Genomic DNA, 13881 nt, shown 5'->3' with positions numbered 1-13881 from the left:
TAAGAGTATTTAGAAAAAAATAAGCCTTACAAAGGCTTGGTTGTCACAAAGGAGGGAATCCCATATGGAACAAACAGATAAAACCCCATTTGATCGGATTGAGGATGCGCTTGAGGATCTAAAGCTTGGGAAACCAGTCATTGTAGTAGACGATGAGGATAGGGAAAATGAGGGGGATCTAATCGCGCTGGCGGATAGGACAACGCCGGAAGTGATTAATTTCATGATCTCGGAGGCGCGCGGGCTTGTATGTGTGCCGATTACGCAAGAGCGTGCGGAGCAGCTTGATTTGCCGCCAATGGTCACTCACAATACGGATTACCATGGTACAGCATTTACTGTATCCGTTGACTATGTAGGAACGACTACTGGTATCTCAGCATATGAGCGCTCGGAGACGGTCAAGGCGCTTCTTGATCCAACGACGAAAGCGTCCGATTTCCGCAGACCAGGACATATATTCCCGCTTATCGCAAAATCAGGCGGAGTGCTCCGTCGTGCAGGACATACAGAGGCTGCCATTGATTTGGCTGTGATGTGCGGATCTTCGCCTGGAGCAGCTATTTGCGAAATCATTAATGAAGACGGCACGATGTCACGATTAGCTGACCTGATCGTATTCAAAGAGAAGCATAATTTGAAGCTTATTACGATTCAAGCCATGATCGAATATCGTAATGCGAAGGAGAAACTAGTTGAGCGGGCGGTTGATGTTAAGCTGCCTACCGATTTTGGAACTTTCCGGGCAATTGCATATACAAATATCGTTGACAATAAAGAGCATATCGCACTTGTGAAAGGCGACATTGATCCTGAACGTCCATTGCTTGTACGCGTTCATTCTGAATGCTTAACTGGCGATGTGTTCCATTCACACCGTTGTGACTGCGGTCCACAGCTTGAGGCTGCACTAAAGCAAATTGAAGAGGCAGGAAGCGGTGTACTTCTTTACATGCGCCAAGAGGGCAGAGGCATTGGGCTCATTAATAAACTTAAGGCATATGCATTGCAAGAACAAGGCTTCGATACGGTGGATGCAAATTTAAAGCTTGGCTTTCCAGCCGATTTGCGCGATTATGGAATAGGCGCGCAAATTTTGAAGGATCTTGGCGTTCGCCAAATGCGCTTGTTAACCAATAACCCTCGCAAAATCAAAGGGCTTGAAGGCTATGGACTAGAGGTCGTTGAGCGTGTTGCGATTCAGATGGAACTCAACGAAGACAACCAAAACTATTTGCGCACGAAGAAAAATAAGCTTGGACATTTGCTTAGCTATGAAGGAATTGACTATATTATTTAATGAAAAGGAAGGATGATTACAAATGACACGAATTTATGAGGGACATTTAGTATCAGAAGGTTTAAAATATGGAGTAGTAGTTGGACGTTTTAATGAATTTATCTCAAGCAAGCTTCTTGGAGGTGCGTTAGATGCGTTCAAGCGTCATGGCGCTCAAGACTCTGATGTAGAGGTAGCTTGGGTTCCAGGAGCATTTGAAATTCCGTTAATTGCACAAAAAATGGCGGAGAGCGGTAAATATGACGCTGTTATAACGCTTGGTGCAGTTATTCGTGGCTCAACGCCGCATTTTGATTTCGTATGCAATGAGGCTGCTAAAGGTGTAGCGGCCATCGCATTGAAAACAGGCATTCCTACGATTTTTGGCGTATTGACGGTAGATTCAATCGAGCAAGCCATTGAGCGTGCAGGCACGAAAGCGGGCAATAAAGGTTATGAAGCAGCAGCCAGCGCAATTGAAATGGCTAATTTAACGAAGCAATTGCAAGGTTAAGAAACAATCGAAATGGCTTGGCGGGAGGAACTGTAAGTGTCAGTGCTTTATAAGCTGGATTCATTTGAGGGACCACTTGATCTATTGCTCCATTTGATCGACAAATCCGAAATCGATATCCATGAAGTGTCTATTAGCGAGATTACGATTCAATATATGGATTACTTGCATGCGATGAAGGAGCTGGAGCTGGAGGTTACGAGCGAGTTTTTGGTAATGGCGGCGACCCTTTTGGCGATAAAGAGCAAGCAGCTTCTTCCTAAGCCTCCTATATTTGAAGATGATTACGAGGAATGGCCTGATGATGGGTTGGATCCTCGTGATGAGCTGATCCAGAAGCTAGTTGAATATCGGAAATTCAAAAAAATAGCCGAGCAGCTGCGTGAGAAGGAAGTTGAGCGCAGCCTTGTTTATTCACGAGAACCGGAAGATATGACCCCCTTCATGAAACAAGAAAAAACCAATCCGGTCGAAGGGCTGCATGTATCGGATTTGATTTTAGCCTTTCAGAAGGCGCTTCGTCGTGCGTCCAGACGTAATATCGTTTCAACGATTCAGCGGGATGAAATATCGGTCAAGGATCGAATTCGGGATATCGTCGAGGTGCTTAAAGAATTTAATACGGTTCAGTTCTCTCGGCTTATACGTGAAAATATGGACAGGCACGAAATTGTAGTCACTTTTCTAGCGATTCTGGAGCTTATGAAGATGAAGTCTATTCGTTGCTACCAGCATCAGTTGTTTGACGACATCGTCATTCACTGGAAAGGAGAGTCGTCACAAGTTGGATTACCAGAAGTTGAAGACGATTATTGAGGGCCTGCTGTTTATGGCAGGAGATGAGGGTTTGACGAAGCGGCAGCTTGCTGATATTTTGGAGCTGGATGCGGACCTAGCCTCTGATTTGGTTTACGATTTGCAGCGAGATCTGGAGCGTGAAGGACGCGGTATTCAAATCGCTGAGGTTGCAGCATCCTATCGATTGACGACCCATTTGGATCACGCACCTTATTTTGAACGGATGGCCTATACGCCAACACGTGCACAGCTATCTCAGGCTGCCTTAGAGACACTATCTATTGTTGCTTATCAACAACCGATAACGAGAATATCGATCGAAGAAATTCGCGGTGTGAAAAGTGATAGAGCGATTCAATCGCTTGTGTCGAAGGATCTTATTGAAGAGGTTGGACGTGCCGAGCAGATTGGCAGACCAATTTTGTACGGAACAACGAAATCATTTTTAGATTATTTTGGTTTGCCATCCATAAAGGAGCTCCCAGAGCCGGGGAAAGTGGATTTGGATGAAGCGCTGGAGGAACAGACGCAGCTTCTATTCGATCGTCTGGATAACCGACAAATAACATTTGAAGAAATAAAAGAATGAGATTTGACCGCCGGGTCATACTATATTCAACCTACATATGGGAAACGGAGGAAGCATCATGGTGCTCGGTTACCCCTACGGTTGGAACACGGCGGTCGGTCTCTTTTTTTTGCTCATTTTAGTAGTTATTCTACGATCTGAGGTTGTCATTAAAGGACATCTTCGCAGAGTAGGAAGCGATGATGATGCAGAATTGAATATAAAAGCACTATTCGGTCTTATCCGATATCGCTACAAAGTGCCGATCATTCAATTTACCGGAACATCGGTCCAGCTGAAGGAGCAGGTCTCAAAGACGAATGCAGGTCTAAACACATGGCAGCAATTTAATGAGGACATAGATGCCGAAAGAGTTGCAAATTATATTGATAAGTTTAAAAGCTTATTGCAAATGACACGGGATTTAACCGGATGGGCTAGAAAGACGCTCACGAAAATTCGACTTCTAGAATGGAATTGGACGACTTCAGTCGGAACTGGAGATGCGATGTGGACAGCTATGGCAACTGGAGCAGTCTGGTCTGTGAAGACGTCCATTATCGGACTTTTATCTCAAATGGTTAAGCTGAAGGCTGAGCCGAAAATGAATGTGCAGCCGATTTATCAATGCCCAGCATTTCAAACCGAATGGTCATGCATAGCTCAAATCCGCTTCGGATATGCTATTCTTGCCGGACTGCAGCTTTTAGTTCGGATGAGGAAAATGAAAGGAGGCGTCAAAGCATGGCAGAACATCCTATTCAAGGCTTAATGCAAACGGCAATGGAAAACATTAAAGAGATGGTTGACGTCAATACGATTGTGGGTGACCCCGTACAGACTCCGGACGGCAGTATTATTATGCCAATCTCAAAGGTTGGCTTCGGATTTGTAGCGGGCGGCAGTGATATTCGATTAGATGATGCCGATCATAAAAATGGATCACAATCAGATGCACAGCATGCATCTGTGTCGATGCCATTTGGCGGGGGCAGCGGCGGAGGCGTATCGATTACGCCAATTGCGTTTTTAGTTGTAGGCACGCATGGCGTCAAAATTGTTCCACTTGATAATCAAACGCATCTGCTTGAGCGAGTCATCGATTCTGCGCCGCATGTTTTTGATAAGATTCAAACCATGATGAAGCAGTCGTCTTCATCAAGTCATGCAGCATACGTCGAGCCATCGCAAACTGTAGTGAGTGGACACATCGAAACAAATGATCACCTGTTATGACATAACTGCCCGTGAGGGCAGTTTTTCATTTTTGTTAGCTAGTTTTCGTCTAGAGTGTCATGTACAAGCATATACTCAAGTAAATAATCAGATGTTTTTCTACTAACGTTTTAAGAAAGGATCGATTGGATATGCATTTCTTAAAGGTAAAGCGAGTTGCTCTATTTGTCTTAATAGCTGTATTCATGACTGGTACAAGCACCTTGCCAAAGGCAGCCGCTAAGCCGAGCTCGCTGTATACGAACGCAAAAGCTTCGGCGCTTTTCGATGTGGAGTCGGGCAGAATATTGTATAGCAATAATGGTGATACAGCGATGGGAATAGCGAGCTTGACGAAAATCATGACTGCGATCGTAGCGATCGAGCATGGCAAGCTGACGGATATGGTTAAGACAAGCAAGAGAGCGGTAGGTAAGGAGGGTTCCTCTATTTATCTTCAGCTGGGAGAGGAAATGAGCCTTTCGAATATGCTTTATGGCCTAATGCTTAGGTCTGGCAATGATGCCGCAACGGCTATAGCGGAGCATGTGGGAGGCTCTGAGGAGGGCTTTGTGCATCTCATGAATGAGAAAGCAGCCTTTATCGGTTTAACCCATTCTAAGTTTCAAAACCCGCATGGACTAGATCAGGCTGAACACTATTCCTCTGCTAATGATTTAGCCAGGCTTACCGCATATGCTCTGAAAAATGAAGTGTTTGCTGAGATTGTAAGTACAAAAGTGAAAAAAGTACCAAATCCCCATGAAAAATGGGAGTACAGCTACACGAACAAAAATAAGATGCTAACGATGTATGATGGCGCGGATGGTGTGAAAACAGGATATACGAAAAAAACACTTCGTTGTCTAGTAAGTTCCGCGACAAGGCAAGGCCAACAGCTTGCAGCTGTAACGATTAATGATAGTGATGATTGGGCAGACCATCGTAAAATGCTCGATTGGGGCTTTAACAACTATCCATTGCAAGAGATAGCTGCAAAGGGGCAAGCGATTGCAGGGTATCCCTATATAATTGGACGCACATTTAAATACCCTGTGGCGGAGCAGGAAACGGAAAGTATTCAATCTCGCTTAGTGCTGCTTAACACCGATTCAATTCATTATTTATTAGGCGAACGCGGAATGCTGGAGTGGTATATGAATAATGATAAAATGGGTGCCTCTCCAGTCTATGATCAAGCAAGCAGCAGGCTGCAGCTTCCTGAGACGTCTAGAAAAACATTGCAGACACTGACTGATTTCAGAAAAGCAGAGAAGCTTAACCAAGATGGAGATTCAGCATGGTATCAATCGTTCTCAAAAGTGCTGGACATGTTATTTGAAATATAAGACAGCACAGGTTCGACGAGCTTTGGCGTTTATTATTACTGCGGGACGAGCTTTTGCCGTCAAAGGACGGCATCAGCCGTAATCGCTTAAGAAATGCAGGCTATTTAGCGAGGGAGACGCTGCTTAGTCTGTAGTTAGGTGCATAGTTGGGGAGGCGGCCTTCATGGTAAATTGGATTTGGTTGTTTTTCATTGTGGCAAGCGTGGTAGTAGCAGCGTTTACAGGCAAGATGGATGCAGTGACGCAAGCTGCCTTCGAGGGCGCGAAATCTGGCGTAACCGTAAGCTTTGGTTTAATAAGCATAATGGTTTTTTGGCTGGGGATGATGCGAATAGCGGAAGATGCTGGATTATTGCAAAAAATGGCTCGTTTGCTCGGTCCAATTGTGCGCATGCTCTTTCCTGATGTTCCTCGCAACCATCCTGCAATTGGCTATATTATGAGTAATCTAAGCGCTAATTTGTTTGGTCTTGGAAACGCTGCTACCCCAATGGGAATAAAGGCGATGCAGGAGCTGCAAAAGCTGAATCCTGATCCGGAAACTGCGACACCGGCGATGTGTACGCTTCTCGCTCTTAATACGTCTAGCATTACCATTATCCCGACAACCCTAATTGCGATCAGGATGAATTACGGATCGGCAAACCCGGCGGAAATTATCGGGACGACGCTTGCCGCAACGTTTGTTGCGACGGGTGCGGCTATTTTAGCAGATCGCTGGTATAGGCGCAAATCTCCGCCACCATCTATAGACCCATCCGCCCCACGAAGGCATCACGAGAAGAAGGTGACTCCGCCAGCTGCTGGAGGTGAACAGGTTGTATAACTTATTTTCAAGCTTTTCCTCCTGGTTAATTCCTGCTATTATCGTATTTATTCCGCTTTATGCAGCACTCAGGCGCAAGGTTCCTGTATATGAAACATTCGTTGAGGGAGCTAAAGATGGTTTTGGAACGGCCATCAATATTATCCCGCATTTGGTAGGCATGATGGTTGCGATCAGCATGTTCCGATCTTCTGGCGCATTAGAGCTCATGCTATCGGCTGTGAGGCCGCTCTTTGACCTTGCTGGTATTCCTAGCGAAGTATTGCCGCTTGGCATACTTCGGCCATTGACTGGCGCGGGCTCACTAGCTTTTACTACTGATCTGATTCAGACCTTCGGTCCTGATTCGATGATCGGAAGAATCGCTTCAACGATTCAAGGCAGTACGGATACGACCTTATATGTGCTTACCGTTTATTTTGGCGCAATTGGCATTCGGCGCTCACGGTATGCTCTTAAAGTAGGATTATTTTCCGACTTAGTCGGTTTTTTAGCAGCAATTTTCATTTGCTTATACATATTCGGTTAGTGGAGCTTGTACTTTGTTCTTCATATCGTTATGATGGAGAGTGAGGTGAAAGCATTGGAACGTTTACAGAAAATATTAGCCGCAGCGGGAGTAGCTTCTCGTCGCAAATGTGAAGAAATGATTTTGGCAGGTATGATTGAGGTCAATGGTGAGAAAATTACGACGCTTGGAGTGAAAGCAGATCCAGCTGTCGATACCATTACGGTTAACGGCAAGGCCATTCGGAGCGAGAAGAAGCTCTATCTTATGCTAAATAAATCCAAAGGGGTTATCACTAGCGCCACGGACCCACAAGGCCGCAAGGTGGTTTCTGATTTTTTACCTGGCATCAAAGAGAGAGTATATCCGGTCGGACGATTGGATTATGATACGGAAGGGCTTTTACTATTAACGAATGATGGCGAGTTTGCCAATTTGTTAACGCACCCAAGTCATCACGTACCGAAAACCTACCGTGCAACAGTCAAAGGGATTCCGCATGGTACTGCATTAGAACAGCTGGAAAAGGGCATTAAGCTGGAGGATGGCATGACTGCACCAGCGATGCTCGAGTACCACGATGTGGATACGGAAGGAAATGAAGCAACGATTACGATTACGATTTTCGAAGGCCGCAACCGTCAGGTTCGCCGTATGTTTGAAGCCATTGGACATAAGGTTATCAGGCTGAAGAGAATTCGTTTTGGTGAACTTGGTCTTGAGAATCTAGGCAGAGGGAAGTATCGCCATTTAACACCTCAAGAAATCAAAGAACTGCTTGCTGTTGCGAATAGCAAGACACATAAAGTTCATAAAAAGTAATCGACGGCGGCAGTTATTGCCGTCGACTTTTCGTTATAATGGTAGTATTCGGAGCAACGTAGAAAGAAGCTGGTGGTGAATTTTATTATGGGGAAATCGCGCAGGACGGTACAGATTGTTATTTTGATTGCCGTCTTGATTATTGGTGGCTATGCAATCGGTACCACCTTATTTGCCGCTGATGATAAAGGTCCGCTCAAGGAAGGCAGCAAGCCGCCGGAATTTGCGCTTGTTGATTTAAAGGGAAATACACAAAAGTTGTCTGATTATGAAGGCAACGCTGTTGTAGTCAACTTTTGGGGCACATTTTGTCCTCCTTGTGTAAAGGAAATGCCGGAATTCGAACGACAGTATGCCAAATGGAAGGATCAAGGCCTCGTCATTCTTGCGATTAACTTAAGCGAGGATACGTTAACCGTGAACAATTTTGTGCGTCGCTTTGAATTGAATTATCCTATTTTGCGTGATGTTAATCGTAAAACGGAACGCAGCTATGGGCTAAAGTCGTATCCAACCACCTTTTTCATTAAGCCGGATGGTTCCATTATGGAAATTAAGGTAGGCGGTATGACAGAGTTAGAAATTGATGAACGGATTGAGCGGCTGCTTCAGCTGTAGGAGGTTTTACTGTGTTAGTGGTAGAAAATACAAAATGCGAGTGCGGTCATCAAAACTCAGTCGGCACCGTGCTTTGCGAGAGCTGTGGAAAGCCGCTCGAAAACGATGATATATCAGATTTGCCTCTAGAGATGCGATACGATGGGGTAGCCCGTCGATCACAAAAGAGCAATCCAAGCTATATCGATAAAATTTGGAATTTTTTTTCGTCCGTTAAGATTGCGATTTATTTAATCGTTCTTACTTTTTTAACGGCAATGCTCGGTACAATTTATCCGCAGGAAAACACATTTATCAACAACTTTGATGCTTCAGTTTATTATGAAGAAACGTATGGTTTTCTTGGTAAACTATACTATTTGACAGGTTTATCCCATACATACGAAACCTGGTGGTTCATCGGCTTGCTGGTTATGATCGGGACTTCGCTAGTTATTTGCAGCCTAGATAGAGTTTTACCGTTATATCGGGCGCTTAGCAAGCAGCAAATTCGCAAGCATCTAAAGTTTATTCATCGGCAAAAGACAGTGTTCAAGCATCAACTCGAAAGCGATGAAGAAAAATGGGTATCTGATTTTGGAGCACAGCTGAAACGGAAGGGCTATCGGATTCATCAGGACGGTTCTTCACTGCTAGCTGAGAAAAATCGTTTTAGCCGTTGGGGACCTTATATTAACCATATAGGTCTCATATTGTTTTTGCTAGCGATACTGGCTAGAAGCATACCAAGCTGGCAAATGGATAGCTACATAACGATAGCCGATGGTGATACCGTACAAATTGCGAATACAAATTATTTTGTGAAAAACGAAAAGTTTACTGTTGAGTTTTATAACGATGATGAGCTGCCAGACAAGCTGAAAGGGACGGCTCGTGCAAAGCTCTTCGAGACGAAAGCCATATTGTATGAGTGCGTAAGCAATTGCAATGATCAAACGCAGAAGCCTGAGCTCCAGGAAGTGAAGCGGCATAACATCATCGTCAACGAACCGCTAAATTACAAGGGCTTAAAGCTGTATCAATTTGACTTTGATATGACGCCTCGTTTGAACGCAGTTCACCCTATTCTCGTTAATAAAGAAACAGGTGAGAAATACGGGCCGTTCGATCTTCCGATGAAGGATTCTGCTCTTCAGCACAAGCTTGGGCCCTACACGCTTGATTTGTACGCGAATTACATGGAATTCTCGATAGGGGACAACGGCGAGCCTACGACGCTGTCACGTGATCCGATTGCTCCTGCATTTGTCTTTACGGTTAAAGGTCCGGGTTTAGATCCGGAAGGGGAGCCATACATGTATTTTCCAATGCAAAAGGATAAGGTGAAATTTTCGCAGGATGTTATTAATCATAAAATTGCGGATAAGATTGAAATTCGAGTCGACGGGATGGAAAATGTAGATTTCTCTGAAGCATCTACGTATTTGAATGTCCGCATCGACAAGGCGCTGCCTTATGTTTGGATTGGCGCATTCTTCTCTATGGTCGGTCTGTTGATGGGGTCCTATTGGCAGCATCGTCGGATATGGCTGCGAGTTGATGATGGTAACCTTTCATTAGGTGCTCATACGAATAAAAACTGGTACGGTATGCGTTCAGATGTTGCATGGGCGCTTCAAAAAATAGGGATAACCGTAGATCCGAAAGCGCTTGATAACGGAGGGAACAACGCGTGAAATTAGTCGAGTTTAGCAGCGATGCATTTATATTCGCATTTTTTCTTTATTGTTTTGCATTTATGTTTTATGTGCTTGCCATTGCGGGTAAGAAATGGAGCAACCGAGACCCCGAGAAGCATGAGAAACGCTGGGGTAGAGTAGCATTCATAACGTCCAGTCTAGGGTTGGCGGCACATTTGACTTTCTTCTTTACACGCTGGGCAGGCAGCGGACAAATACCGACAAGTAATATGTATGAGTTTATGACATTTCTAGGAATGGCAATCATGATTGCTTTCACAATTGTTTTCGCCATTTATAGAAAACCGCTGCTGGGCATGTTCACCTTGCCGTTAACGGTTATTATTGTGGCCTACGCATCAGTTTTTCCACAAGAGGTACAGCCTTTAATACCGGCCCTTAACAACTACTGGCTTAAGGTGCATGTAACGACAGCGGCACTTGGCGAAGCGTTTTTTGCAGTCGGCTTTGCTGCAGGATTGATGTATCTGCTGCGTGTGATCGATTTTAAAGGTAAAACAAAGGAAGCAAAGAGACAACAGTTTTGGGTGGAATTCTCTTTGTATTCCATGCTCTTAATCGTTGGTTTTATCATTGCAGTATTCGCGTTCAGAGGAGCGGGCTACGAGGCAGAATTTATTCAGCATAAATCTGTGATTGATGCTAAGGGAATCGAATCAACGACTTCGGAGACTGCTTATTACACGCTTCCTCCTATTGTTAAGCCGTTTAATAGTGAGACGGTTAAAGTGGACAGTTTCATTGGTATGAGTGATGCGTTTTTTGAAGCACCATCTTGGATGAATGGCGCAAATTCCGGGCGTAAGCTGAATACGGTGGTTTGGTCTATTATCTCGGGCAGCTTGCTGTATGGGCTGTTTCGTCTAGTATTCCGCAAGCCTCTTGGGGCTGTGATTCACCCGTATATGGAAGGTGTAGACCCAGAGGATTTGGATGAAATCAGTTATCGCACTATTGCGATTGGTTTCCCAATCTTTACTCTAGGCGCATTGATATTTGCGATGATATGGGCGAATATCGCATGGGGCCGCTTCTGGGGCTGGGATCCCAAGGAGGTATGGGCTCTAATTACATGGCTGTATTATAGTGCGTATTTGCATTTCCGTTTATCACGCGGCTGGCAAGGACATCGTTCGGCTTGGCTTGCTGTAATCGGTTTTGTCATTGTATTGTTTACTCTTGTTGGGGTTAACCTTGTAATTGCAGGCTTACATTCCTATTCTGGTGTTTAGTATATAGTTTGAGAGGAGTATTGCCCAATGTCTGATTTTTCAAGCCGAATATTGGTAGTAGATGATGAGGAACGTATTCGTCGTCTGCTCAAGATGTATCTAGAGAAGGAAGGCTATACGATTGACGAAGCAGAGGATGGTGAAACGGCGCTTAGACTCGCGTCTAACACCGATTACGCGCTTATTTTGCTGGATGTAATGCTTCCTGGCATTGATGGCGTTGAGGTTTGCTCACGTCTGCGTCAAGTAAAGGCAACCCCTGTCATTATGCTTACTGCCAAAGGCGAAGAGATGAATCGTGTTCAAGGCTTTGAGGTCGGTGCAGATGATTATGTTGTGAAGCCATTTAGCCCGCGCGAGGTTATCTATCGTGTGAAAGCTATTTTGCGCCGTTCTTCGGCAACAGCATTTTTGACGAAAGAAATTAATTCGAGCAATAATATCGTTTTCCCTCATCTTGTCATCGAGCATGATGCACATCGTGTTACTGCTGGTGGCCAGGAAGTTAGCTTAACGCCTAAGGAATATGAGCTGCTCCATTATTTGGCTGTATCGCCGGATAAGGTGTTCTCACGTGAGGAACTGCTGAAGGATGTATGGAATTACGAGTTTTTTGGAGATTTGAGGACCGTAGATACACATGTGAAGCGGTTGCGTGAGAAGCTGAACAAAGTGTCGCCTGATGCCGCTGCGATGATTACGACTGTATGGGGTGTAGGCTATAAGCTTGAGGTGCCTAAGTAAATGGAGTTGTGGCATCGTTCATTCGGCAAGCTTTGGCGGAGTGTAGTCGGTAAGCTTTGGGCGACAATTATGCTGCTTGTAGTAGTTGTATTGCTCATCGTAGGTGTATTCCTTCTCCAGTATGTAGATATCTGGTTAGAAGATAATTCGCATCAAGTGAAGGTATTGTTCGTACTAACAGCGATTATCGGATTTTTATTGTCAACCTTTTTCGCTTTTTTTCTATCCAAAAAAATACAGCAGCCGTTACTTCAACTTAAGGATGCGGCTGTTTCCATCTCACAAGGTAATTACAGCACAAGGGTAAATATTGTGTCTAGTGATGAGATAGGAGAGCTTGCTGACACGTTCAACCATATGACTGAACAGCTGGATAAGCTCATCCATGATTTGAACCATGAGAAAAATCATCTAGCAAGTATTTTGCGAAGTATGGGTGATTCCGTTATTACGTTCGATGCAGCTGGAAAAGTGATCCTTACGAACCCGAGCGGACATTTATTAATCAATCAGTGGTCAGGTGTAGAGCTTGCATGGCAAGGAGAAATTTTTGATACTTTAACTTCAAATTCTGAAGTTCCGATGCCGCTGCGAGAAATCTTTCAAAACGTAATGCTTGAAGGACACGATGCGACAGATAATATTCATGTTTTGAGCAGTGTGTGGTCTGTCGTAATGGCTCCATTACAGTCTAATGGTATTGTACGCGGAGCAGTTGCGGTCATTCGTAACGTAACTGAGGAGCATAAGCTTGAGAAGATGCGGAAAGACTTTGTAGCTAATATTTCGCATGAGATCAGGACGCCGCTTTCGATGCTTCAAGGCTATAGTGAGGCGCTGCTGGATGACATCGTTGTCTCAGAGGAAGAACGTAAAGATCTTGTGCAAGTCATTTATGACGAATCGCTTCGGATGGGCCGTCTTGTCAATGGTTTTCTTGATATCGCTCGAATGGAAGCTGGCCATGCGGATATGAACTTCCAAGAGGTGGATTTAAGGCATGTGCTGAAGCGTGTGCACCGGAAATTCCAGGTGTACGCGAAAGAGAGAGAGGTTAAGCTGCTTGCGGAGCTTACGCGAGATCCTCTTATGGTTAAGGAAGCGGATGAGGATCGTCTGGAGCAGGTGCTTACGAATCTGCTTGATAATGCTTTACGCCACACGCCGTCAGGAAAGTCTATTACCATTGTTGGCAGGCATGAAGTGGTCAATGGCAGCAAGTATGTCCAGCTTATCGTTAGAGATGAAGGACAAGGTGTCCCTGCTGAGGATGTTCCTTATATATTTGAACGGTTCTACAAAGCAGATAAAGCGCGAAAACGTGGTTCTTCAAGCGGTACGGGTCTCGGACTTGCGATTGTCAAAAATCTCATTGATTTGCATCATGGACGGATATCCGTCGAGAGCAGTAAGTCCATGGGTACCACGTTTACGATATTGCTTCCTGTCGAAGCCCATCAGTCCTTGTCATAGCGTTCCTTCGGGAACGCTTTTTTTGTAGATTACAGGAGATAATTCTTGTTGTTCGTGAAACATGCATAATCCGTCGATGACTGCCGATGGTAAAAGGATCGGCAATTTTTTAGATGTAAAGTAGATCATTTCGCCATACTTTCTCTATATTTCTCCGGAATGAAACGCGCTGAAGCCGCTAAAGGACGGCGAAAGCCGTTTCACCTAGGCTATACAGATTATTCGGGGTTTAAAA

At 44.7% G+C, this 13881-nt stretch carries 15 protein-coding genes; all 15 read left to right on the top strand.

The features are described 5' to 3' along the window. The first annotated feature begins 64 nt into the window (after positions 1–64). Entirely contained in the window at positions 65–1300 is a 1236-nt protein-coding gene (locus MHI37_RS18000; RefSeq protein WP_076336426.1) for a bifunctional 3,4-dihydroxy-2-butanone-4-phosphate synthase/GTP cyclohydrolase II, read from the top strand. Positions 1301–1322: 22 nt separating this feature from the next. Next, entirely contained in the window at positions 1323–1793 is a 471-nt protein-coding gene (gene ribE / locus MHI37_RS17995; protein ID WP_076336425.1) for a 6,7-dimethyl-8-ribityllumazine synthase, read from the top strand. Positions 1794–1829: 36 nt separating this feature from the next. Next, entirely contained in the window at positions 1830–2609 is a 780-nt protein-coding gene (locus MHI37_RS17990; protein ID WP_076336424.1) for a segregation/condensation protein A, read from the top strand. Then, the gene (gene scpB / locus MHI37_RS17985; protein WP_076336423.1) at positions 2578–3180 is read left to right on the top strand and encodes an SMC-Scp complex subunit ScpB; all 603 of its coding nucleotides are present in this window, start codon (positions 2578–2580) and stop codon (positions 3178–3180) included. Before MHI37_RS17990 ends, scpB begins: the two co-directional genes overlap by 32 nt. Before the next feature lie 58 nt (positions 3181–3238). Continuing rightward, on the top strand, positions 3239–3931 hold the full coding sequence (locus MHI37_RS17980; protein WP_076336422.1) for a DUF2953 domain-containing protein: 693 nt from the start codon (positions 3239–3241) through the stop codon (positions 3929–3931). After that, positions 3904–4395 carry a GerW family sporulation protein gene (gene ytfJ / locus MHI37_RS17975; protein WP_076336421.1) on the top strand — a complete coding sequence of 164 codons (492 nt, stop codon included), beginning with the start codon at positions 3904–3906 and terminating at the stop codon, positions 4393–4395. Before MHI37_RS17980 ends, ytfJ begins: the two co-directional genes overlap by 28 nt. A 185-nt stretch (positions 4396–4580) precedes the next feature. After that, complete coding sequence (locus MHI37_RS17970) at positions 4581–5723, top strand: D-alanyl-D-alanine carboxypeptidase family protein (protein WP_256710491.1); 1143 nt, start codon at positions 4581–4583, stop codon at positions 5721–5723. A gap of 163 nt (positions 5724–5886) precedes the next feature. Further along, positions 5887–6549 (top strand): nucleoside recognition domain-containing protein, encoded by a 663-nt coding sequence (locus MHI37_RS17965; protein WP_076336419.1) that lies wholly within the window; start codon positions 5887–5889, stop codon positions 6547–6549. Beyond that, positions 6542–7078 carry a spore maturation protein gene (locus tag MHI37_RS17960; RefSeq protein WP_076336418.1) on the top strand — a complete coding sequence of 179 codons (537 nt, stop codon included), beginning with the start codon at positions 6542–6544 and terminating at the stop codon, positions 7076–7078. The genes MHI37_RS17965 and MHI37_RS17960 overlap by 8 nt, the downstream gene beginning before the upstream one ends. Positions 7079–7132: 54 nt before the next feature. After that, entirely contained in the window at positions 7133–7879 is a 747-nt protein-coding gene (locus MHI37_RS17955) for a pseudouridine synthase (RefSeq protein WP_076336534.1), read from the top strand. A gap of 87 nt (positions 7880–7966) precedes the next feature. Continuing rightward, entirely contained in the window at positions 7967–8497 is a 531-nt protein-coding gene (locus tag MHI37_RS17950) for a redoxin domain-containing protein (RefSeq protein ID WP_076336417.1), read from the top strand. A 17-nt stretch (positions 8498–8514) separates the two neighbouring features. Next, the gene (locus tag MHI37_RS17945; protein ID WP_076336533.1) at positions 8515–10173 is read left to right on the top strand and encodes a cytochrome c biogenesis protein ResB; all 1659 of its coding nucleotides are present in this window, start codon (positions 8515–8517) and stop codon (positions 10171–10173) included. Then, entirely contained in the window at positions 10170–11429 is a 1260-nt protein-coding gene (ccsA, locus tag MHI37_RS17940; RefSeq protein ID WP_076336416.1) for a cytochrome c biogenesis protein CcsA, read from the top strand. Before MHI37_RS17945 ends, ccsA begins: the two co-directional genes overlap by 4 nt. 27 nt (positions 11430–11456) lie before the next feature. Continuing rightward, a complete protein-coding gene (locus MHI37_RS17935) occupies positions 11457–12173 on the top strand; it encodes a response regulator transcription factor (protein WP_076336415.1) in 717 nt (238 codons plus the stop codon). Beyond that, positions 12174–13646, top strand: a complete 1473-nt coding sequence (locus MHI37_RS17930) for an ATP-binding protein (protein WP_076336414.1) — start codon at positions 12174–12176, stop codon at positions 13644–13646. The last annotated feature ends 235 nt before the right edge of the window (positions 13647–13881 follow it).

Origin of the sequence: Paenibacillus sp. FSL H8-0548, from assembly GCF_038630985.1 — a bacterium.
GTDB lineage: Bacteria > Bacillota > Bacilli > Paenibacillales > Paenibacillaceae > Pristimantibacillus.
This window is presented reverse-complemented; position numbering and strand designations above follow the sequence as displayed.

Bases quoted from the DNA above. Each gene is read 5' to 3' on its own strand.
- MHI37_RS18000 (WP_076336426.1), top strand. From the start codon at position 65: ATGGAACAAACAGATAAAACCCCATTTGATCGGATTGAGGATGCGCTT.
- ribE (WP_076336425.1), top strand. From the start codon at position 1,323: ATGACACGAATTTATGAGGGACATTTAGTATCAGAAGGTTTAAAATAT.
- MHI37_RS17980 (WP_076336422.1), top strand. From the start codon at position 3,239: ATGGTGCTCGGTTACCCCTACGGTTGGAACACGGCGGTCGGTCTCTTT.
- ytfJ (WP_076336421.1), top strand. From the start codon at position 3,904: ATGGCAGAACATCCTATTCAAGGCTTAATGCAAACGGCAATGGAAAAC.
- MHI37_RS17970 (WP_256710491.1), top strand. From the start codon at position 4,581: ATGACTGGTACAAGCACCTTGCCAAAGGCAGCCGCTAAGCCGAGCTCG.
- MHI37_RS17965 (WP_076336419.1), top strand. From the start codon at position 5,887: ATGGTAAATTGGATTTGGTTGTTTTTCATTGTGGCAAGCGTGGTAGTA.
- MHI37_RS17950 (WP_076336417.1), top strand. From the start codon at position 7,967: ATGGGGAAATCGCGCAGGACGGTACAGATTGTTATTTTGATTGCCGTC.
- MHI37_RS17935 (WP_076336415.1), top strand. From the start codon at position 11,457: ATGTCTGATTTTTCAAGCCGAATATTGGTAGTAGATGATGAGGAACGT.
- MHI37_RS17930 (WP_076336414.1), top strand. From the start codon at position 12,174: ATGGAGTTGTGGCATCGTTCATTCGGCAAGCTTTGGCGGAGTGTAGTC.